The sequence below is a fragment of the Streptomyces sp. NPDC056144 genome, assembly GCF_042264145.1.
Taxonomy (GTDB): domain Bacteria; phylum Actinomycetota; class Actinomycetes; order Streptomycetales; family Streptomycetaceae; genus Streptomyces.
In genome coordinates, this window is sequence record NZ_JBHJVF010000013.1 from 1 (window position 1) to 20,348 (window position 20,348).

A 20,348-nucleotide genomic window follows, 5' to 3' on the forward strand; every position below is an offset into this window, starting at 1 on the left:
AGCTCGCCGCCTCCGGCTCCAAGGTGCTGCTGCACCGCTGCGTCGAGTACGCACGCCGCTACAACATCCCGATCCACGTCCGGTCCTCCTTCTCGGGACTTCAGGGCACGTGGGTCAGCAACGAGCCGCAAGGGGACCGCAAGGTGGAGCAGGCCATCATCTCGGGCGTCGCCCACGACACCTCCGAGGCGAAGATCACCGTCGTCGGCGTCCCGGACAAGCCGGGCGAGGCCGCGGCCATCTTCCGCGCCATCGCGGACGCCGAGATCAACATCGACATGATCGTGCAGAACGTGTCCGCGGCCTCCACGGGCCTCACGGACATCTCCTTCACCCTGCCCAAGGCCGAGGGCCGCAAGGCGATCGAGGAGCTGGAGAAGGCGAAGTCGACGATCGGCTTCGACTCGCTGCGCTACGACGACCAGATCGGCAAGATCTCGCTGGTCGGCGCCGGTATGAAGACGAACCCCGGCGTCACCGCCGACTTCTTCAAGGCGCTTTCCGACGCCGGTGTGAACATCGAGCTGATCTCGACCTCCGAGATCCGCATCTCGGTCGTGACCCGCGCCGACGACGTGAACGAGGCCGTGCGCGCCGTCCACACCGCCTTCGGTCTGGACAGCGACTCGGACGAGGCCGTCGTCTATGGAGGCACCGGCCGATGACGTCGAAGCCGACGCTCGCGGTCGTCGGTGCGACCGGAGCCGTCGGCTCGGTGATGCTCCAGATGCTCACGCACCACGCGGACGTCTGGGGCGAGATACGCCTCCTCGCCTCCCCGCGCTCGGCAGGTCGCAAGACCTCCGTGCGCGGGGAGGAGTGCGAGATCCTCGCGCTCGCTCCCGAGCACGAGGAGTACTTCGACGGCGTCGACGTGGCGCTGTTCCTCGTGCCCGAGGCGGTCGCCGCGCGCTGGGCGCCGGTCGCCGCCGCGAAGGGCGCGGTCGTCGTGGACACCTCCGGCGCCTTCCGGCACGACGACGACGTGCCGCTCGTGGTCCCCGAGGTCAACGCCCACGCGGCGCTCGTACGCCCCCGGGGCATCGTCGCGAGCCCCGGCTGCACCACCCTCGCGCTGATCGCGGCCGTGGGCGCGCTGCACGCCGAGTTCGGCGTCGCCGAGCTGGTCGTCACCGCCCAGCAGGCGGCGAGCGGCGCCGGTGCCGGGCGGGCGGGCGTGGAAGCGCTCCGCGCGCAGCTCGGCCTGGTGGCCGGCGGCGGTGACCTGGGCACGCAGCCCGGTGACGTACGCCGTGCCGTCGGCGAGCGCACCGGCCCCTTCCCCGGCCCCCTCGCGCTGAACGTCCTGCCCTGGTCGGGCACGGCCGGCGAGGACGGGGCCTCCTCCGAGGAGGAGCGCGTACGGGACGAGACGCGGCGGATCCTCGGGACGCCCGGTCTCCGGATCGCCGCCACCTGCGTGCGGGTGCCGGTCGTGACCGGCCACTCCGTCTCCGTGCACGCCCGCTTCGAGCACCCCGTCACGGTCGGGCGCGCCCACGAGGTCCTGGCGACCTCGCCGGGGGTCGTCCTCGTCGACGATCCCGCCGCGGGCGACTTCCCCACCCCGGCCGACGTCGTCGGGACCGATCCGGCCTGGGTCGGGCGGGTCCGGCGGTCCATGGACGACGAGCGCGCGCTCGACTTCTTCGTCTGCGCCGACAACCTCCGCAAGGGCGCCGCCCTCAACGCCCTCCAGGTCGCCGAGCAGATCGCCGCCTCGTTTGTCGGGAACATGTGATTTCTGTGAACGACTTGTGATCAATAATGCGTCAGAACGCTCTTGAACTGCGGTGATGTCGTGGCTGACGATGCACTTCCCCCTCGCTGCAACCAGTAGTTGGGCGGGTCGCGTCTCTGCGTTCACCCACGACCGCGTGGCGCGGACACGCGGTGAAAGCAGGGCATCGGGGGAGAACGGTTACGCATGAGGACAATCGGGTCACCGGCGAATTCGGTGACGTGCGCGTACAACCCCGGCCGGGTCAGACGAGTCCAACAGACGTGGCAGAGGTACTCGACATCGCGACACTCGCCCCGCTGCGCGGCGGCCGGGCGCTGCTCCCCGTGCGGAGCGGCACTCCCGTGCCCGTGCGGGGCGGCGTCGCCGTTCCCGTACGCAGCGCGCCGGACGCGCCGGCCAGGGGCGCCGTGCTCCTCCCGTTCGGCCGGGCACGCGGACTCGGCGGCCTGCCGGTGATCGCGCCCGTCCCCGCAGGACCCCGTACGAACGCGACGGTGGACGGCATCCCCGCCCCCCGCGCGAGCGCCGAAGGCGCGGACTCACCCGGCACCACCGTCGACCACCTCACCGAGACGTACCGTGCCCACTACCGGTCGCTGCTCGGTCTCGCGGCGCTCCTCCTCGACGACACGGCCTCCTGCGAGGACGTCGTGCAGGAGGCCTTCATCCGCGTCCACTCGGCCCGCAAGCGGGTCCGCGAGCCGGAGAAGACGCTCGCGTACCTGCGCCAGACGGTCGTCAACCTCTCCCGCTCGGCGCTGCGGCGCCGGATCCTCGGCCTCAAGCTGCTCTCCAAGCCCATGCCGGACATGGCGAGCGCGGAGGAGGGGGCGTACGACCAGCTGGAGCGGGACGACCTGATCAAGGCGATGAAGGGGCTCCAGCGGCGGCAGCGCGAGGTGCTCGTGCTGCGGTACTTCGCGGACATGACGGAGGCCCAGGTCGCGGAGACGCTCGGGATATCGCTGGGTTCGGTGAAGGCGTACGGCTCGCGGGGCATCGCCGCGCTGCGCGTCGCGATGGAGGCGACGGTATGAGCCACGACGAGCACGGTGGGCACGACGAGTACGGCGGACGCGACGAGTACGGCGGACGCGACGAGCGCGGTGGGCGTGACGACCGCGGTGGGCGTGACGTCCCAGAGGGGCACGACGAGCTGAGCGGGCGACGGATGCTGAACAACGGGGCCGACGGCGAGCACGGCGGCGGGTCCGGCGGCTCCGGGGACCTCGGCGGTTCCGGGGACCCTGAGCACCTCGGCGGTCTCGGCGGTCCTGGCGGTCTCGCAGGTCTCGGAGGTCTCGGCGGTCTCGGTGGTCCCGGAGGTCTCGGTGGCGATGGGGACACCGAGCTCGCGCTGCGGCGGCTGCTGCACGGTGCCGTCGCGGGGCTCGAACCCGCCGGCGGCACGCTCGACCACCTGCGCCGTGCCGTGCCCGCGCGGCGCGCCCGCCGGCGGCAGGCCGTCGTCGGCGCCGCCGCCGCGGCCGTCCTCGTCGGTACGGCCGTCCCGGCCTTCGTGCACGTCGCGAACTCCGGCGGCGTCGCCGCCAACCCCGCCAAGGCCGGTCACGGCGAGGCGGCCCAGGGCGGTACCGGCGCCGACACGGGCGTCGAGGGCGGCAAGGCCGCCACCAAGGGCCCGGCCACCACGGTCTCCCCCCGGCCGGACTCCGAGGCCGACGGGACGCCGGGCACGACGCGGCAGCCCACGCCGAAGGACAGCGCGGCCTCCGCGAGCTCCTCCGCGTCGAAGATCCCGGTGTTCGGCGGCACCGCGCCCTGCACGCCCTCCCAGCTGGGCGTCGCCTCGGCGTCGGTGGGCGGCCCCGGCGCCGAGGGAAGGGTCTACGGCTCGTTCCGCATCGCCAACGTCTCGGCGGAGCGCTGCGTCGTCAACGGCGGCGGAGTCGTCGGCTACGCGGCCGTGGGCGCCGCCGACCCGGCGCGTATCGAGGTCCACCCGCACACCCCGGGAGACGGCACCGGCCTGCCCGACACCACGGGGGAGTCGTACGCGACCGTGCTCGCGCCGGGCGGCTCCTACACGGTGAGGTTCGCCTGGGTGCCGAGCAGCACCTGCCCGACGGCCACCACGCCGCCGCCGACCACCGAGCCGACGACGGCACCGCCCACGACCCCGCCGGTGACCCCGGGGCCCACGACGCAGCCGCCCACGGTTCCGCCGACCACCCCGCCGACGACGGCGCCGACGGCGACCGTCGAGCCCTCGGCGAGCACGGACGCCGGGACGGAGACGCAGACGCCCGTCGGCGGCGAGGGCGGCCTCGCGCCGCAGCTCCTCACGGACGCCGGCGGCACGGCGGACGGCAGCGTCGTGGTCAGCCACACCGCCGAGCCCGGCGGCCCGGGCGCCTCGGTGACCATCCCCAACGCCTGCGCCGGGGCGATCTACCGTACGGGGCTCATCGCCGGCTCCTGAGCCGGAGAGGCGACGCGAGCGGGGGTAGGGCCGGCGCGGGCGGGGCGGGGTGTCGGGCTACAGGCCCAGCGCCTCGTCCCGGGAGGCCTCCGCCTCGCGGCGCACGAGGCGGAACCACATGAAGAGCACGAAGCCGGCGAAGACGAACCACTCCGCCGTGTAGCCGAGGTTCTGGAAGGCCTTCGCGTCCAGGCCGGTGCCCTGTGCCGCGGCCGCGGGGACCGGCGTGAGGCCCGCGGGGGCGTCGGCGAGGGTGATCCAGGCGTCGTACACGTCCTCCGAGACCACGTTCACCAGCGAGGCCGCGCTGATCATGCCGATCTGGCCCTCGGGCAGCCCGCCCTCCGCGTGCACGCCCTTGGTGCCGAGCGTCTCCGAGGCCTGGAGCGCGCCCACCGCCGTGACCTCGCCGGCCGGCGGCGCCGGGGCCTTCGCGCCCTCGGGCAGCCAGCCCCGGACCACGGGGAGCGACCGGCCCTCGTCCGTCCTGAGGAGCGTCAGGACGTAGCTCCCGGTGCGGCCGTCGAGGGCGCGGTCGGGGACGAGGAACTGCTCCCCGTACCGTCCGCGGGCCTCGGCCGACCGCCCCGAGGTCTCCTTGTCGACCGGCAGCAGCGAGTCCAGCGGCGCGGCCGCCGTCGAGCCCGCGGCGGGCCGGTCCTCGGCCTCGCGGTGGGTGTCGACGCGGTCCTCGAACTTGCCCAGCTGCCAGGTGCCCATGAACACGCAGAACGGGATCGCCAGGAGGACGAAGACGTTGATCCCCCACCAGCGGGGCGTTTTCAGGAACCGGTACACACCCCCACGGTACGGGTGCCGGATCAGCCGTCCGTCGGCCGGGTCCCCAGGTGCTTCGCGGCGAAGGCCAGGTCCAGGGCGACCTGCTTGATCCGCTCCTCCACGACGAGCGAGCCGTGGCCCGCGTCGTACCGGTACACCTCGTGGACCGCGCCCCGGGCCGCGAGTCTGTCCACGTAGTTGTCGATCTGCCGGATCGGGCAGCGCGGGTCGTTGACGCCGGCCGAGATGTGCACCGGGGCCGTCACCGCGTCCACGTAGGTCAGCGGGGAGGAGGCCGCGTACCGCTCGGGCACCTCCTCGGGCGAGCCGCCGAGCAGGGTGCGGTCCAGCGCCTTGAGGGCCTCCATCTCGTCCTCGTACGCCGTGACGTAGTCCGCGACGGGGACGGCGGCGAGGCCGACCGCCCAGACCTCGGGCTGGGTGCCCAGGCCGAGCAGGGTCAGATAGCCGCCCCAGGAGCCGCCGGAGAGGACCAGCCGCGCCGGGTCGGCGAGGCCGCTCTCCACCGCCCATGCGCGGACCGCGTCGATGTCCTCCAGCTCGATCAGGCCGACCCGGTGCTTGAGCGCGTCCGTCCACTCCCGGCCGTATCCGGTCGAACCCCGGTAGTTGACCCGCACCACCGCGTATCCGTGGTCGAGCCAGGCCGCCGGGCCCGAGGCGAAGGCGTCGCTGTCGTGCCAGGCGGGACCGCCGTGCACCTCGAAGATCGTGGGGAACGGCCCCTCGCCCGCGGCGGGCCGCTGCACGAGCGCGTGGATCCGGCCGCCCGGCCCGTCCACCCACACGTCCCCCACGGGCAGCGACGGCGGCGCCTTCGGGCCGGGCGGGTCGAGGACGATCCCGCCGTCCGTGGACCGCACCACCGGCGGCTCGGCCGCCGAGGACCAGAGGTACTCCACGCTGCCGTCGGGCCGCGGGGTCGCGCTCGACACCGAACCGGCCGGGGTCTCCACCCGGACGAGCGCGCGCGTGGCGATCTCGTACCGGAAGAGCTCGCTGCGGGCCTCGAAGCCGTGGACGATCAGCAGCCCGGACCCGTCCGGGTACCACTCCGCCGACACGTCGCCCGGCAGGTCGATCCCGAGGTCCGTCTCCGTGCCCGTCGCCACGTCCCACAGCATCGGCTCCCAGCGGCCGCGCCGCTGGTGCGCCACGAGCAGCCGCGTGTCGCCCGCCACCGGGGCGAAGCCGAGGACCGCGAGCCCCAGCTCCTCCGTGCCGCCCTTGGTGTCGTCGAGCTCCGCGACCACGCTCGCGTCGGACGCCCGCAGCACCCGCAGCGCCGAGTGCATCGCGTCCCCGTGCTCGGTGTGCTCGATCGCGACCAGCGAGCCGTCGTGCGCGAGGTCGCCGACCCCGGCGGACTCCCGGTGCCGGTAGATCTCCACGGGCGCGGCGGCCCCCGGCCGGACCAGATGGACCGTCGAGCCGTCCTCGTCCGTGGAGCGGCCGATCACGAGCGTGCCCTCCCGGCCGATCGCGAGACCGCCCGGATAGGAGGCGTCGAGGCCGGGCACGGCCGGCTCGTCGGGGCCGCCGTCGAAGGGCTGGCGCATCCACACGCCGAACTCGTCGCCGTCGGTGTCGGCGAACCACCAGATCCACGCGCCGTCCGGGGACAGCGTGCCCTCCGTCGTCCCGTTCGGCCGGTCCGTCACCTGCCGCTGCCCGCCGGTCGCCCGGTCCCAGGCGTAGAGCTCGTACGTCCCCGTCGCGTTGGAGACGAAAAGCGAACGGTCAGGGGCCTCCTCGGCCCACTCGGGCAGGGAGACGCGCGGCGCGCGGAACCGCTGCTCCCACGCGGGGGTCTCCTCGAAATCCTTGCTCTCGGTCATGGCCCCCATCATGCTCCGCCCGGCAGACAATCCGGTCGCGCTGTCCGCAACCTGTGGATAACCTCGCCGCCATGTACTCTCCGACCCCCGACGACTGGCACGAGGCCAACCGCGCCCGCTGGGACGAGCGCGTCCCGATCCACGCCGCCAGCGAGTTCTACGACCTCGACTCCTTCCGCGCCGGCAAGGACGCCCTGCGCGACTTCGAGCTCACGGAGGTCGGCGACGTCACCGGACGGTCCCTGCTCCACCTCCAGTGCCACATAGGCCTCGACACGCTGTCCTGGGCCCGGCACGGCGCCTCGCGCGTCGTCGGCCTGGACTTCTCCGAGCCCGCCGTCGAGACCGCCCGCTCGCTCGCCGCCGACCTCGGCTTCTCGCAGGACCGGGCGGCCTTCGTCGCCGCCGACGCGTACGACGCGGCCGAGGCCGTCCCGGACAGCTCGTACGACATCGTCTACACCGGCCTCGGGGCCCTGTGCTGGCTGCCCGACATCGACCGCTGGGCGGAGACCGCCGCCTCGCTGGTCGCCCCCGGCGGATTCCTGTACGTCGCCGAGTTCCACCCGATCGTCGACTCGCTCGACGACGAGACCGGCAGCCGGGTCGTCCACGACTACTTCGTCCGCGATCCGTGGGTGGACACCACGCCGGGCACGTACGCCGAGCTCGACGCCGAGACCGTCCACAACCGCAGCGTGGAGTGGGTGCACCCGGTCGGCGAGGTCGTCACGGCCCTCGCGAAGGCGGGCCTGCGGATCGAGTTCCTCCACGAGCACGACGCCACGCTGTTCCCGCGCTACGGCGCGCTCCAGCGCCACGAGGACGGCTACTACCGCTTCCCGGCCGACCGGCCGAGGATCCCGATGATGTACTCGATCAAGGCGTCGCGCCCGGCGTGAGCCTGATGACGGCGCGTCCGCCCTTCAGATCCACCGTGGAGTGGTGGGGCGGCGCGCCGTCCTCCTCGTCGTCACGCATGACGAGGGAGCTCTGCCGCTGCTTGAGCTCGTTCTGCTTGCCCGGCGAGAAGGTGGCGTGCAGCTGCTCGAAGCCGGTGGAGGAGACCTGGCCGGTGCGCTTGCCGCGTCCGGTCGCCCGCAGCAGCTGATCGGCGAAGGCGATCACGGTCAGCAGGATGACGAGGCCGGGCAGGGTCACGAACACGGCGAACTCCATGCCGTCCATCAAAACACGGGCCCTCGCGGGAGTGACAGCCTCTGTCAGGGCCTCCGTCAGGGCCTCCGTCAGGGCCTCGCGTCGGGTCGTACGTGGTGCATCCGCCGTCCGTCGGGCCCGAGGACCTGCGCCCCGATCTTGTGCGTGCGCAGCGCGACCAGGGTGCCCGTGATCCGCAGCGCGGGGGCGGTCCGTACGAGCGTCGCCGTCACCTCGTGCAGCTCCTCGACCGTACGGAGCCACATCGCGATGGCCATGTTGTGCGGCCCGGTGACCGAGGTGATCACCCGGCTGTGCCGCAGCCGGGTCAGCGCCGCCACGGTCTCCGGCACTTCGAGGGGCGGGATGTCGCCGGTGACCAGGGCCCACACGGGCCGCCCGGAGAACCTCGGCGCCGGCAGGCAGTGGTGGTGCAGCGCGCCGCCCGCCATCAGGGAGTCCAGCCTGCGCCGTACGGTCGACTCGCTCGTCCCGCACTGCCGGGCCAGCTCGGCGGCGCTGCGGCGGGCGTCCCCGGCCAGTTCCGCGACGAGCCGCCGGTCGAGGTCGGAGAAGATCGGCTGGGGGCGGCCGGGGACGTGGGCCCGCCGGTCGCCGCTGGTGGTCTCCGCGAGGAGCCGTATCTGGCCCGGGGGGAGCTGCTCGATCCGCGACCGGTACGGGCGGTTGTGCATGCGGGTGACGACCTGCGTGCGGGAGCGGAGCACGCCGCCGAGGCGCCGCACCCGGCCCGCGAGGTAGGTGTCGAGGGCGGGGAGGCTCGGACAGACGACGAGCAGCACCAGATCGGCGTCGCCGGTCACCTGGTGGACGCCGAGGGTGTACGCGTCGCCGGAGAGCTCGACCGCGGTGGCCTCGGTGGCTCCGGCGACGCACTCGATCTCGACCCAGGCGTAGAGCATCGTGTCGTCGTGCGCGATGAGCAGGGAACTCCAGGCCCAGCCGCCCGCCGTGAGGTGCTCCCAGCGGCGGGCGAGGGTGTCGGGGCTCGGTCCCAGGACGGCCGAGAGCTGGGTCCAGCTCGCGCGCGGAGCGATCTGCAATGCGTGGATCAGTGACAGATCCGCTTCTCCCAGGACGGATTCCCCGGTATGCATGTGCCTCCTTGGCCGATCCCTGGGAAACCTTGGGTATGGGCTCCAGGCCGCTCCAGGATGTGGACTGGGGCATATGCATTCAAGCCGGAGTGGCGATTGTTCGCCATTAAGGCAGGCATAAGTCACAGAAATGGACAGGAACAGAACAGAACAGAACAGGACAGGATGGTACGGGGGATGGAATCCATGGGGCACATGGGGAATCCAGGGAACCCGAGCAGTACGGGGAATCAGACGAAGAGCGGGGGCAGGGGGCACAGTCGAATTGCGGAGATTGTGGAGATTGCGGGGGTCGTACGGATTCCCGAACGGGTGGATCCGCCGGATGCCGAACTCCTGTGGGGCGAACCCGTCAGCCCGGACCAGCTGAACGCCGCCGAGCGCGGATACGCGCGGTGCGGCCCCGCCGAGAAACTCCTCTGGGAGCGGCTTTCCGTATTCGAGGGCGCCTTCGGGCGGGACGCCGTCCGCGAGGTCTGCGCCTCGGGCACGCTCCCCGCCGAGACGATCCAGGACGTCCTCGACCGCCTCGCGCCCCTCGCGCTGCTCCCCGTCGACGACCTCTTCGACGGCGAGGACGGCGCCCCCCGCTACTGGATGCCGCACCCCATGCGCGCCGTCGGCGCGCGACGGCTCACCGCGCGCGGCGACCGCTGGGCCGTCGTCCTGCACCACCGGAGGTGGTGCGTGAAGCTCGCCCGCAGGGCCGCCGACTGGTGGCAGAGCGGCCGGCAGACCGACGCCAGGGACCTCGCCCTGCGGGAACTCCCCGACCTGGTCGCCGCCATGGACCCGACGACCGCGCCGATCTCCCCGCGCGCCGAGGCCGAGACGTCCGTCGAGATCGCCGTCTCCCTCTGGTTCCTGTGGGTGGCCTGCGGGCGGATCGCCGAGGGCAGGACCCGGCTGCGGCACGCCCTCTCCCTGCACCCCGGCCCGCTGCCCGCGCGCGCCCTGTGGCTCGCCGCCTACCTGGAGCTGGAGTCCGGCCGCCCGGACGACGCCGACCCCCTCCTCGTCCAGGCCTGGTCGGCGGCGGTACGGGAGGGCGACGACCGCTGCCTGGCGCTCCTGGCCCACCTGCGGGGCTCCACCGCCCTCTTCCGGGGCCGTACGCGGGAGGCGGCGGCCGAGTTCCGCGAGGCGCTCTCCCAGATGGACGACTGCGCCGAGTTCGGGCCGAGCAGGGAGCTGTGCTGGGTCGCCCTCGCGCTCTGCCTCAGCAGGACCGACCCGGAGGCCGCGCAGGAGGCCCTGGACCGCGCCGCCCTCGATCCCGGGCCGCGGCGCGCCTGGGCCGGGCGCGACCTGTGGGCCGACGCCTGGGCGCACCACGCGCGCGCGGAGCTCCTCGCCTGGGACGGCGAACGCGAGCGAGCCGCCGAGCACGCCCGGCGCGCGCTGCGCGCGCACCTGTCGATGGGCACGGTCGTCGGCGCTGCCTCCGCGGCCGAACTCCTCGCCCAGATGCGGGTCATGGTCGGCCGGACGACCTCGGCCGCCCATCTCCTGGGCGCGGCCGACCTGTTGAGGGCCTCCGTCTTCGACGAGGCCTACCGCCCCGCGGCGTACTGCTCGTCGGCCAGGGACCGCAGCGAGACCCTGCTGCGCGCCCGGCTCGGCGCCCAGGAACTGCGCAGAGCGTACGAAGAGGGGGCGCGGCTCGGCCTGTTCGACCTGGCGCGCGAGGCGTAGGAACCACGCGCACCGGCCCCGCGGGAAGCGGCGATGTCTGTCGCGATGTTCGTCGCGATGTCAGTCGCGATGTCAGTCACGATGTCTACGATGTCGGAATGTTTGCCTTCGTCGCAGCCGCCGTGTTCCTGCTGCTCTTCGGGGCCGGTGTGCTGCGCGACCGGCGCCGCTTCGGCAATGCCGTCTATCTCGGTCTCGCCGTGACCTTCCTCGGGATCGGCCTCATCCTGGGGATCGACGCGGGCCCGCCCGGTCTCTCCGAGACCGTGATGATCCTGCTGCTGCTCGTGCTCGGCCTCGGCCCGGTGGTCCTCGCCGGACTGCTCTGCGCGAACGGCGTGAAGATGGTCCGCAAGGAGGGCAGACGCCCGGCGAACCTGCTCTCGCTCCTCGCGGGGCTCGGCATGTTCGGGGTCATAGGCCTGATGGTGGCCGCGTTCCTGACGAGTTCGCGCGCGCTCGGCCTGATCGCCGGCACGACCCTGCTCGTCGTCGGCTACGTGTCGTTCCTGTTCCTCTGCTTCGTCGGGTACGCGTTCCTCTACGGCCGCATGCGGATCCGCCGCGACGCCGACTACGTGATCGTCCTCGGCTCCGGCCTGATCGGCGGCCGCCGCGTGCCGCCGCTCCTCGCGAGCCGTCTGGACCGGGGCCGGCAGGTGTACGAGATGCTCGCCGCGCGCGGCGGCACGCGCCGGCTCATCGCCTCGGGCGGCCAGGGGCCCGACGAGGAGCTGCCCGAGTCGCACGCGATGGCGGACTACCTCGTGGAGCGCGGTTTCCCGGCGGAGGCGGTCGTGCGCGAGGACCGCTCGCGCACGACCGAGGAGAACATGCTGTTCAGCAAGGAGCTGATGGAGGCCGAGCGGCCCGGCTCCTCCTGCGTGATCGTCACCAACAACTTCCACGCGTTCAGAGCCGCCCTGATGGCCCGCAAGGTGGGGGTGGACGGCCAGGTCGTCGGCTCGCCCACCGCCGCCTACTTCTGGCCGTCGGCCACCATCCGCGAGTTCGCCGCGGTCTTCCTCCAGTACAAGGTGGTCAACCTCGGCATCTGCCTGATGCTGATCCTGCTGGGGTGCTTGGTGTGGTGGACGCGCTGACGCACGAGGTGCCTCCTCAGGGCGTGACGATCGGGAAGCCGGAGTCGGGCTTGGTGACGTACGAGAAGAGCCGCCCGAGCAGCGCCTGATCGCCTTCCGCGCCGACCCCGAGCTCCGACGGGCTCTTCCCGGCCAGCAGGCCGAGGAGCTGCGCCTTGCCGAGGGTCAGCGTCAGCCCGGCGGGGGTGCGGGGCTCGGCGACCACCCGGTGGGTGAGGGCGCCGTTGTGCAGGGTCAGCCGCCGCCGCTCGCCCGCGCCGGTCGGGCCGCCCTCGCCGCCGTCGGTCAGGACGAGGTCGATGACCAGGTCGTCGTCCCACGCGCGCGGCCCGTCGATCGCGATGGCGACGGAGTCGATCAGCATGGGGACGGTGAGGGCCATCGCCATCTCGGGGTTGGTCACGTCGACCATGTCGCCCATGACGCCCTCGCGGAGCTCCTGGGCGCCGCGCAGGTAGAAGTTCCGCCAGGTCGCGTTCTCGGCGCCGTACCCGAGTTGTTCGTACACCCCGGCGAGGAGCTGCTTCGCCTCCTCGTTGTCCGGGTCAGCGAAGACCACGTGGTTGAGGAGGGTGGCGGCGAAGCGCGGGTCGCCGTCCTCGACGTACGCGCGGGCCTTGGCGACCGCCTCGACGGGGCCGCCGGCGACCTCCACGTACCGCTGCGCGAGCGCCACCGGCGGGTGCTCCCACAGGTGGGCCGGGTTGCCGTCGTACCAGCCCAGGTAGCGCTGGTAGATCGCCTTGGTGTTGTGGCTGAGCGAGCCGTAGTACCCGCGCGCGTGCCAGGACTTCTCCAGGCCCGGCGGCAGCTCGATCAGCTCGGCGATCTCGACGCCCGTGTGACCGGCGTTGAGCAGCCGGAGCGTCTGGTCGTGCATGTACGCGTAGAGGTCGCGCTGCTCGGACAGGAAGGTCACCACGTTGTCGTGGCCCCAGGTGGGCCAGTGGTGGGAGGCGAAGCCGACGTCGTACCGCCCGTGGAAGTACTCGATGGCCTCGTCGAGGTAGTGCGCCCAGATCCGGGAGTCGCGGACGACGGCGCCGCGCAGGGTGAGCACGTTGTGCATGTTGTGCGTGGCGTTCTCCGCCAGGCACAGGGCGCGGTGGTCGGGGAAGAGGAAGTTCATCTCGGACGGGGCCTCGGTGCCCGGCGTCATCTGGAAGATGATCCGGACGCCGTCGACCGTCTCCTCCTGACCGGTCTCCGTGATGTCCACGGTGGGGGGGATCAGGCTGATGGTGCCGGTGGAGGTGGCCTGGCCGAGACCCACGCCGATCTGCCCCTCCGGGGACTTCGGCAGCCCGACGCCGTACATGAAGCTCGCCCGACGGGTCATCGCGGTGCCCGCGTAGACGTTCTCGCTGACCGCGTGCTCCAGGAAGCCGGCAGGAGCGAGGATCGGCACGCCCTCCTCCGTACCGTGCGGGAGCACACCCCGGACGCCGCCGAAGTGGTCGCCGTGCGAGTGGGTGTAGATCACGCCGGTGACCGGACGGTCGCCGCGGTGCTCCTTGTAGAGCGCGAGGGCGGCGGCGGCCGTCTCGGTGGAGATCAGCGGGTCGATGATGATCACGCCGCGGGTGCCCTCGACGATCGTCATGTTCGAGATGTCGAGGCCGCGCACCTGGTAGATGCCCGCGGTGACCTCGTACAGGCCCTGGCGCGAGCACAGCTGTCCCTGCCGCCACAGGCTCGGGTGGGCGGTGTCCGGGCACTCCGCCTTGAGGAAGTCGTACGCGTCGTTGTCCCAGACCACACGGCCTTCCGCGTTCGTCACGACGCCGGGGACGAGGGCGCCGAGGAAGCCCCGGTCCGCGTTGTCGAAGTCGGTGGTGTCGTCGAAGGAGGGCAGGGTCTCGCTCATGTACCGGGTGCTCCGTTTCCGCGCGTGCGCAAGGTAGCCGTACGCGTCCATCTGAACACCGGGCTACTACGACCGCACTTCGGAGAAGGGGCGGTGCGGCACCTCCGTACCTACCCTGGGAGTAGGCACGGAGGTGACTCATGAGCCGACGCCACCACTTCCACATCGACTACCTGGGGCACTCGATCTCCGCGACGGTCCAGACCGGGCACGCGCCCGTGGTCGAGGTCCTCGTCGACGGCAAGGAGACCGGGTACGCCACGACGAGGGACGACCGGCCCGTCACCGTCGCGATCGAGCTGCCGACCGACCCGCCGACCCCCGTGTCCGTACGGGCGACGCCGGGCCCCGGCGTACCGCGCTGCCTGCTGCTCGCGACGGGGGACGGGGATCCGCAGGTGATGGCGCCGAGGCTGTACTGAACAGAGAGGTCCCGCGGCGGGTCAGATCAGGGACATCCCGATGATCAGGAAGACGACGAACGCGATGGCCCCGGCGACGGCCGCGGTCTTGCGGGGCCGCCGCCGGGACAGCGCGGCGAGCCCGCCGGTGACGTTCCCGACGGCGGACCCGACGGCGGGGGCGGGCTCGCGGCGACGGGAGACGGGAGCGGCCTGAGCAGGAGAGGGAGCGGCAGCCGGGACAGGGGAAGGCGGCGGCTGGTGCCCCGGCGGCCGATGCGTCGGCGGCTGGTGGACCGGCTGCTGATGTGCCGGCGGCCGATGCACGGGCGGCTGCTGAGCCGCCTGGGGCTGGGGATACCCCCGCCACGCTCCGGACGAGAACCAGTCCGCGATCGCCTGCGCCGAGGGCCGCTGCTCCGGCTGCTTGGCGAGCAGACCGAGCAGGTACGCCTCGAAGGCGGGCGGCAGCGCGACCCCCACCTGGCTGGGCGGCACCGGCGGCGTGTCGATGTGCTGGTAGAGCAGGGCGGTGGCCGTGTCGGCGCGGAACGGCGTCTGGCCGGTGAGGAGTTGGTAGAGCACGCAGCCCAGCGAGTACACGTCCGAGGCCGAGGAGGCGGGCTGCCCGAGGGCCCGCTCGGGGGCGAGGTACAGCCCCGTGCCGACGATCTGACCGGTCGTCGTGAGCGCGCCCGAGGGGTCGTCGACGAACCGGGCGATGCCGAAGTCGGCGAGCTTGACGGTGCCCTGGGCGTCGACCAGGAGGTTCCCCGGCTTGATGTCCCGGTGCACGACACCCTGCCGGTGCGCGGCGGCGAGCCCGGCGGCGGCGTGCGCGGCGACCACGGCGACGCGCTCGGCGGGCAGGGCGATCGGGCGGGAGGGGTCGCCGGCGAGGCTGTCGCCGTCGACCAACTCCATGACGAGGAAGAGCTTTCCGTCCCAGGTGCCGAAGTCGAAGACGCCGACGACGTGCGGGTGGCTCAGCCGCGCGGCGGTCTGCGCCTCCAGGCGGAACCGGTCGGCGGCGGACGGGTCCGTGCCGTGACCGAGCATCAGCTTCACGGCGACGGGCCGGCCGAGGACCTCGTCGGTGGCCTGCCACACCTCGCCCATGCCGCCCCGGCCGATACACACATGAAGCCGATATCGGTCCGCGACCAGCACCGGGAGACCACCCTTTCGACGATCGATCAACCAGAAGCAAGGTGACCAGCGTAGAGCCGTCGCCGGGACCCGCTCGCCGCCCGCCCCCTCCAAGGTGAGAGCTGGGTGAACGGAGGGTGTCTTCGGGCGGCTAGCATCACGCCCGGGAGGGCCGTCGAGCGCTCTCGACGATCGTCGGACGGAGTGGGTCGTGGCACGACCGCGTATGGGTGTGGCGGTACTGACGATGGGCACGCGCTCCACCGAGCTGCGGGCCCTGCTGGACGCCGTGGCGCGCCAGGACGAGCCGGCCGCCCGGATCGTCGTCATCGGCAACGGCGTGGGCACCCTCCCCGAGCTTCCCGACGGCGTCCACGGCGTCGAACTGCCGGAGAACCGGGGCGTGTCGGGCGGCCGGAACGTGGCCATCGAGACCCTGCGCGGCTTCGGCGACGTCGACGTGGTCGTGGACCTCGACGACGACGGCCTCCTCGTCGACACGGACGTCTTCCGCCGCCTCGGCGACCTGTACGAGGCGGACCCGGCTCTCGGCGTGGTCTCCTTCCGGATCGCCGACGAGACGGGCGAGACGCAGCGCCGCCACGTCCCGCGCCTGGGCGCCAAGGACCCGATGCGCGGCGGCGAGGTCACGACCTTCCTCGGCGGCGGCCACGGCCTGTCGATGCGGATGCTCGACGAGATCGGCGGCTGGCCGGAGGACTTCTTCTTCACCCACGAGGAGACGGACCTCGCCTGGCGGGCGCTCGACGCGGGCTGGAAGGTCGTGTACGCCCCCGAGCTCCTCCTCCAGCACCCGAAGACCTCGCCGGCCCGGCACTCCGTCTACTACCGGATGACGGCCCGCAACCGCGTCTGGCTGGCCAAGCGGAACCTCCCGGTCCCGCTGGTCCCGGTCTACCTCGCGGTCTGGACGCTCCTGACCCTGGCCCGTACGCGCTCCGCCCCCGGCCTGGCGTCCTGGTGCGCGGGCTTCGCCGAGGGCGTCCGCCGCCCGTGCGGCCCCCGGCGGCCCATGCGCTGGTCGACGGTGGTCCGCATGACCAGGCTGGGCCGCCCGCCCATCATCTGAGGCCGCTCAGGTCCACTGCTCGGACGGCTTGACGCCGGGCAGCGGCTTGCCGACGAGGGCGAGCGGGACGAAGAAGCTGACCTGCCCGATGGCGAGGACGAGCGTGGTGAGCGCCTTCTCGTCGTAGTGCGCGGCGACGCGGGCGTACAACTCGTCGGGGACCCGCTCGCCGTGCGCGGCGGGCAGGAGTACGGCCTCGACGAGCTCCAGGGCGAGGGCCTCGGCCGCGGTGAAGTACGGGGCGTCCCGCCAGGAGGCGACGGCGGTGATCCGCTCCTCCGCCTCGCCGGCCTTCCGCAGGCTCTCGGTGTGCATGACGGTCAGGTACGTGTTCCCGACGATCTGCCCGGCGCGCAGCTGGAGCAGGTCGATCGTGCCCTGCGGTACGGCTCCGTTGCCGACGGCCTTGTAGAGCGCGCCGGCCACGGGGCCGAGCTCGGGGACGAGGCGGAGGGGGTTGGAGAGCCGGGAGGTGGGGACCGAAGCAGCCATGATCATGTCCTCTCAATCACTGGTGAATGCCTTCACCCCTCTGACGGACCGCGAGAGCCGGATGTGACAGCGGACGACGCCAAGGAAATGGCCCGTCCCAGACCAAGATCGCGAACTACGGTGGCCCCATGACACGGGGACCCCACCAGACCGACCTGTCCACGCCCGCCCTGACCGCCGCCGAGGCGCCCAGGCGCCAGGCCCGAAACTCCGCGGCCTTCTGGGCCGCCACCGGCCGGAGCCGGGGCCACGAGGTGATCCGCGAGCGCGGGTTCCTCGCGGTCGAGGGCGGAGAGCGCGCCGGACTGCGCATCCTGATCCAGGAGCCCGACCTCGACGTGGGCGAGCGTGCCGGGCTGAGCTCGCTCGTGCGCCGGGCCGCGGGCCCGGTGAACGTCGAGGACCCCTTCGACGCGACCGACCTGGACCACCTGGGGATGCGCAGCTGGCAGATGCCGGTGATGTTCCGCGGCCCCGGCCCCGCCGCCGCACCGGCACTCGACGTCGCCCGGGCGGAACGCCCCGAGGACCTCGCGGCGGCCGAGCGGATCGTGATCGAGGGCTTCGAGCTGACGGGCTTCGCACCGCACCGCCCCGGCGAACTCTTCCCGGCGGCGCTGGTCGAGGAGCCGGGCGTGGACGTGTTCGTCGCGTCGATCGACGGCGTACCGGCGGGAGCCGGGGTCACGGTGACCGACGAGGGCCTCGCGAGCCACTACTGGGTGGCGACGCCCCCGGCCTTCCGGTCACGCGGAGTGGCCCGCGCGGTCATGCTCGGCTCCCTGGCCCACCTGACGCCCCTGCCGGCCACCCTCACCGCCTCGAAACTGGGCCGCCCGCTCTACGAGTCCCTCGGCTACACGGCCGCGTCCCCCGCAACCTGGTGGTCCCGCCCCCCGGCCGCGAACTGAGCCCGCCGCCCCCTCCGCCCGCACCGCACGAGAAGCGGGCGGAGGGGGCGGGCATCGGCACACAGAAACAGGTGAGGCCGGTACTGGAATCAGTACCGGCCTCACCTGCTGTTACGGCTGTCGGGGTGGCGGGATTTGAACCCACGACCTCTTCGTCCCGAACGAAGCGCGCTGCCAAGCTGCGCTACACCCCGATGTCGCTGCTTTGTTCTTCACGTCGCGGCGACATCGATTACTTTAGCCCACGCGCGCGCTGAGGCGAAATCCGGTTTCGGGAGAGCCGCACCGCAGGTCGGATGCGGTCGAGGCCGACGATGGCGAGACCCAGGGCGTAGAAGGCTGCGCCGAGGACCACCGCGTTGAGGAGGACCTCCCCGTAGCCGAGCTCGGCGACGTCGATGAAGGGGTACGTGTACCGGGTCGGGGCGTCGGGGGAGAGCAGGGCGCCGCGGATCAGGGCGAAGGTGAAGTAGAGGAGCGGGGCCGCGAGCCACTGGGCGGCGTGGCGCCGGCGGAGGGCGCCGGGGAGGGTGAGGAGGAGGAAGTCGAGCGCCACGCCGATCGGGGAGACGGTGTGGAGCAGCTGGTTGGCGACGGCCTTCCCGCCGGTGAGCGCGTCGATCGCGGCCGCCTGGTTGAACTGGCTCGACGGGTTGTCGAGGACCAGGTGGAAGACGAGGCCGACCACCGTGATGCAGAGCAGCGCCCCGCCGGTCCACACCGGAGGCAGCGGAGGACGGCGGGTCCAGGCGCGTACGGCGCTCCAGCCGACGACCACGGCGACCAGGATGTTCGACCAGATCGTGAAGAAGCTCAGGACGACGAGCGGGCTGCCGAGGACGCACTCGATGACGATGCCCGTCGCCGCGCTCAGGGCGATCAGCGCCCGGAACGCCGCCGCGAAGGGGCGCCGGGCGGTGGGTATGACGGCGGAGGCCGGCACGGCCGCGGACCGGGGCTGTGGCTGGGGCGTGATCATCCCCCCACCGTAGGACGTCAGGCGCGCGCCGTCAGCGTGAGCAGCGTGACCTCGGGCGGGCAGGCGAAGCGGACCGGGGTGAACCGGTTGGTGCCGCAGCCGGCCGAGACGTGGAGGTACGAGGTCCGGCCGCCCGCCGTGTGGGTCGACAGGCCCTTCACGCGGTCGGTGTCCAGGTCGCAGTTGGTGACGAGCGCCCCGTAGAAGGGGACGCACAGCTGCCCGCCGTGCGTGTGCCCGGCGAGGACCAGCTCGTACCCGTCCGCCGTGAACGCGTCGAGCGCGCGCAGGTACGGGGCGTGGACGACGCCCACCGTGAAGTCGGCCGACGCGTCGGGGCCGCCGGCGACCCGCTCGTACCGGTCGCGCTTGATGTGCGGGTCGTCGAGGCCGGTGAAGGCGATCTCCGCGTCGGGCAGCTTGAGGCGCCCGCGCGTGTTCGTGAGGTTGACCCAGCCGGCCGCGTCGAAGGCGTCCCGCATGCCCTCCCACGGGTTGTGGACGGCGCCGACGACCGGCTTGTTGCCGTTGAGCCCGTGCCGGCCCTGGACCTTCTCCAGGAGGTAGCGGGCGGGGTTGCGGAGCCGCGGGCCGTAGTAGTCGTTGGAGCCGAAGACGTACACGCCCGGGAACTCCATCAGCGGGCCGAGCGCGTCCAGGACCTCCGGTACCGCCTCCGTGTCGGAGAGGTTGTCGCCGGTGTTGACGACGAAGTCCGGGCGCAGGCCCGCGAGGGACTGGAGCCACTTCCGCTTCTTGCCCTGGCCGCCGACCATGTGGATGTCGGAGACCTGAAGGACCCGCAGGTCGCGCATGCCGCGCGGGAGGACCGGAACGGTCACCCGGCGCAGCCGGAAGGAGCGGGCCTCGATTCCGGCCGCGTAGACGATTCCGGCCGCTGCCGTGGCCGTGAGGCCTGCCGTGACCTTCAGGGGGATCCCGTACCGTGCGCGCATCCCCCCATCGTCGCAGACCCACGGAGGGTAAATGCGCGGGCGGGCGGGGCGGGGCACCTGCCACACTTGTCCCCATGACCACGCTCAAGGAGAAGCTCCAGGCCGACCTCAACACCGCGATCAGGGAGCGCGACGAACTCCGCTCCTCGACCCTGCGGCTGACCATCACCGCGATCCAGAAGGAGGAGGTCGCGGGCAAGACGAAGCGCGAACTCTCCGACGACGAGGTGCAGAAGGTGATCGCCAAGGAGGCGAAGAAGCGCCGCGAGGCCGCGGACGCCTTCGCCCAGGGCGGCCGGCACGAGTCGGCGGAGCGCGAGAAGGCGGAGGGCGTCCTCCTGGACGCGTACCTGCCGAAGCAGCTCAGCGACGAGGAGCTCGACGGGATCGTCGCGGCGGCCGTCGAGGAGGCGAAGGCGGCGGGCGCCGAGGGGCCGCGGGCCATGGGCGCCGTCATGAAGATCGTGAACCCGAAGGTGGCCGGCCAGGCCGACGGCGGGCGTGTCGCCGCCTCCGTGAAGAAGCTGCTCGCGGGCTGACCCGGAGAAGGACAGCGGAAAGGGCGCCCCACCGTTCGGTGGGGCGCCCTTCTCGTGTGCGTTC

The 20,348-nt window shown here is 72.7% G+C and carries 20 protein-coding genes and 1 tRNA gene; 11 read left to right on the forward strand and 10 right to left on the reverse strand.

Annotated features, from left to right (window positions below; translation table 11 throughout):
- The 4 genes from ACFC0Z_RS29340 to ACFC0Z_RS29355 form a co-directional block, all read left to right on the forward strand.
- Positions 1–665, forward strand: a 665-nt coding sequence (locus ACFC0Z_RS29340) for an ACT domain-containing protein (RefSeq protein ID WP_376444163.1), incomplete at its 5' end; no start/stop codon positions are given.
- Positions 662–1,741, forward strand: a complete 1,080-nt coding sequence (locus tag ACFC0Z_RS29345) for an aspartate-semialdehyde dehydrogenase (RefSeq protein ID WP_376444166.1) — start codon at positions 662–664, stop codon at positions 1,739–1,741. The genes ACFC0Z_RS29340 and ACFC0Z_RS29345, both read left to right, overlap by 4 nt.
- 263 nt (positions 1,742–2,004) lie before the next feature.
- Entirely contained in the window at positions 2,005–2,781 is a 777-nt protein-coding gene (locus ACFC0Z_RS29350; protein ID WP_376444169.1) for a SigE family RNA polymerase sigma factor, read from the forward strand.
- Positions 2,778–4,187 (forward strand): hypothetical protein, encoded by a 1,410-nt coding sequence (locus ACFC0Z_RS29355; RefSeq protein WP_376444172.1) that lies wholly within the window; start codon positions 2,778–2,780, stop codon positions 4,185–4,187. The genes ACFC0Z_RS29350 and ACFC0Z_RS29355 overlap by 4 nt, the downstream gene beginning before the upstream one ends.
- A gap of 57 nt (positions 4,188–4,244) precedes the next feature.
- On the opposite strand, the gene ACFC0Z_RS29360 is transcribed toward ACFC0Z_RS29355, so the two are convergent.
- Positions 4,245–4,985 carry an SURF1 family protein gene (locus ACFC0Z_RS29360; RefSeq protein ID WP_376444175.1) on the reverse strand — a complete coding sequence of 247 codons (741 nt, stop codon included), beginning with the start codon at positions 4,983–4,985 and terminating at the stop codon, positions 4,245–4,247.
- Between the two features lie 23 nt (positions 4,986–5,008).
- Positions 5,009–6,835, reverse strand: a complete 1,827-nt coding sequence (locus tag ACFC0Z_RS29365) for a prolyl oligopeptidase family serine peptidase (RefSeq protein WP_376444178.1) — start codon at positions 6,833–6,835, stop codon at positions 5,009–5,011.
- 62 nt (positions 6,836–6,897) lie between these two features.
- Between ACFC0Z_RS29365 and ACFC0Z_RS29370 the strand changes: the two genes are divergently transcribed.
- On the forward strand, positions 6,898–7,728 hold the full coding sequence (locus ACFC0Z_RS29370) for a class I SAM-dependent methyltransferase (protein WP_376444181.1): 831 nt from the start codon (positions 6,898–6,900) through the stop codon (positions 7,726–7,728).
- On the opposite strand, the gene ACFC0Z_RS29375 is transcribed toward ACFC0Z_RS29370, so the two are convergent.
- Entirely contained in the window at positions 7,706–8,005 is a 300-nt protein-coding gene (locus tag ACFC0Z_RS29375) for a DUF6191 domain-containing protein (protein WP_376444184.1), read from the reverse strand. The genes ACFC0Z_RS29370 and ACFC0Z_RS29375 overlap by 23 nt on opposite strands.
- Before the next feature lie 68 nt (positions 8,006–8,073).
- Entirely contained in the window at positions 8,074–9,102 is a 1,029-nt protein-coding gene (locus ACFC0Z_RS29380; protein WP_376444187.1) for an Lrp/AsnC family transcriptional regulator, read from the reverse strand.
- 312 nt (positions 9,103–9,414) lie between these two features.
- Here ACFC0Z_RS29380 and ACFC0Z_RS29385 point away from each other — a divergent pair, with 312 nt between their 5' ends.
- A complete protein-coding gene (locus ACFC0Z_RS29385; RefSeq protein WP_376444189.1) occupies positions 9,415–10,797 on the forward strand; it encodes a tetratricopeptide repeat protein in 1,383 nt (460 codons plus the stop codon).
- A 98-nt stretch (positions 10,798–10,895) separates the two neighbouring features.
- Positions 10,896–11,900, forward strand: coding sequence for a YdcF family protein (locus tag ACFC0Z_RS29390; protein WP_376444192.1), 1,005 nt, complete (start codon positions 10,896–10,898; stop codon positions 11,898–11,900).
- 16 nt (positions 11,901–11,916) lie between these two features.
- On the opposite strand, the gene ACFC0Z_RS29395 is transcribed toward ACFC0Z_RS29390, so the two are convergent.
- A complete protein-coding gene (locus ACFC0Z_RS29395; protein ID WP_376444195.1) occupies positions 11,917–13,767 on the reverse strand; it encodes an alkyl/aryl-sulfatase in 1,851 nt (616 codons plus the stop codon).
- Between the two features lie 140 nt (positions 13,768–13,907).
- On the opposite strand from ACFC0Z_RS29395, the gene ACFC0Z_RS29400 reads away from it, so the two are divergent.
- Entirely contained in the window at positions 13,908–14,189 is a 282-nt protein-coding gene (locus ACFC0Z_RS29400; RefSeq protein ID WP_376444198.1) for a hypothetical protein, read from the forward strand.
- Between the two features lie 21 nt (positions 14,190–14,210).
- Here ACFC0Z_RS29400 and ACFC0Z_RS29405 read toward each other — a convergent pair whose 3' ends face one another.
- Complete coding sequence (locus ACFC0Z_RS29405; RefSeq protein WP_376444201.1) at positions 14,211–15,338, reverse strand: serine/threonine-protein kinase; 1,128 nt, start codon at positions 15,336–15,338, stop codon at positions 14,211–14,213.
- A 190-nt stretch (positions 15,339–15,528) separates the two neighbouring features.
- Between ACFC0Z_RS29405 and ACFC0Z_RS29410 the strand changes: the two genes are divergently transcribed.
- Complete coding sequence (locus ACFC0Z_RS29410; protein WP_376444203.1) at positions 15,529–16,407, forward strand: glycosyltransferase family 2 protein; 879 nt, start codon at positions 15,529–15,531, stop codon at positions 16,405–16,407.
- A 6-nt stretch (positions 16,408–16,413) separates the two neighbouring features.
- Here the strand turns inward: ACFC0Z_RS29410 and ACFC0Z_RS29415 are convergent, their stop codons facing one another.
- On the reverse strand, positions 16,414–16,899 hold the full coding sequence (locus tag ACFC0Z_RS29415; protein WP_376444206.1) for a carboxymuconolactone decarboxylase family protein: 486 nt from the start codon (positions 16,897–16,899) through the stop codon (positions 16,414–16,416).
- A gap of 128 nt (positions 16,900–17,027) precedes the next feature.
- Here ACFC0Z_RS29415 and ACFC0Z_RS29420 point away from each other — a divergent pair, with 128 nt between their 5' ends.
- Complete coding sequence (locus ACFC0Z_RS29420) at positions 17,028–17,810, forward strand: GNAT family N-acetyltransferase (RefSeq protein ID WP_376444208.1); 783 nt, start codon at positions 17,028–17,030, stop codon at positions 17,808–17,810.
- A 120-nt stretch (positions 17,811–17,930) separates the two neighbouring features.
- On the opposite strand, the gene ACFC0Z_RS29425 is transcribed toward ACFC0Z_RS29420, so the two are convergent.
- The 3 genes from ACFC0Z_RS29425 to ACFC0Z_RS29435 form a co-directional block, all read right to left on the reverse strand.
- Positions 17,931–18,004, reverse strand: a tRNA-Pro gene (locus ACFC0Z_RS29425).
- A 38-nt stretch (positions 18,005–18,042) separates the two neighbouring features.
- Positions 18,043–18,789 (reverse strand): Pr6Pr family membrane protein, encoded by a 747-nt coding sequence (locus ACFC0Z_RS29430; RefSeq protein WP_376444210.1) that lies wholly within the window; start codon positions 18,787–18,789, stop codon positions 18,043–18,045.
- A 17-nt stretch (positions 18,790–18,806) separates the two neighbouring features.
- A complete protein-coding gene (locus tag ACFC0Z_RS29435) occupies positions 18,807–19,745 on the reverse strand; it encodes a metallophosphoesterase (RefSeq protein WP_376444212.1) in 939 nt (312 codons plus the stop codon).
- 74 nt (positions 19,746–19,819) lie between these two features.
- Between ACFC0Z_RS29435 and ACFC0Z_RS29440 the strand changes: the two genes are divergently transcribed.
- Positions 19,820–20,284 (forward strand): GatB/YqeY domain-containing protein, encoded by a 465-nt coding sequence (locus tag ACFC0Z_RS29440; RefSeq protein ID WP_376444215.1) that lies wholly within the window; start codon positions 19,820–19,822, stop codon positions 20,282–20,284.
- Positions 20,285–20,348: the final 64 nt, after the last annotated feature.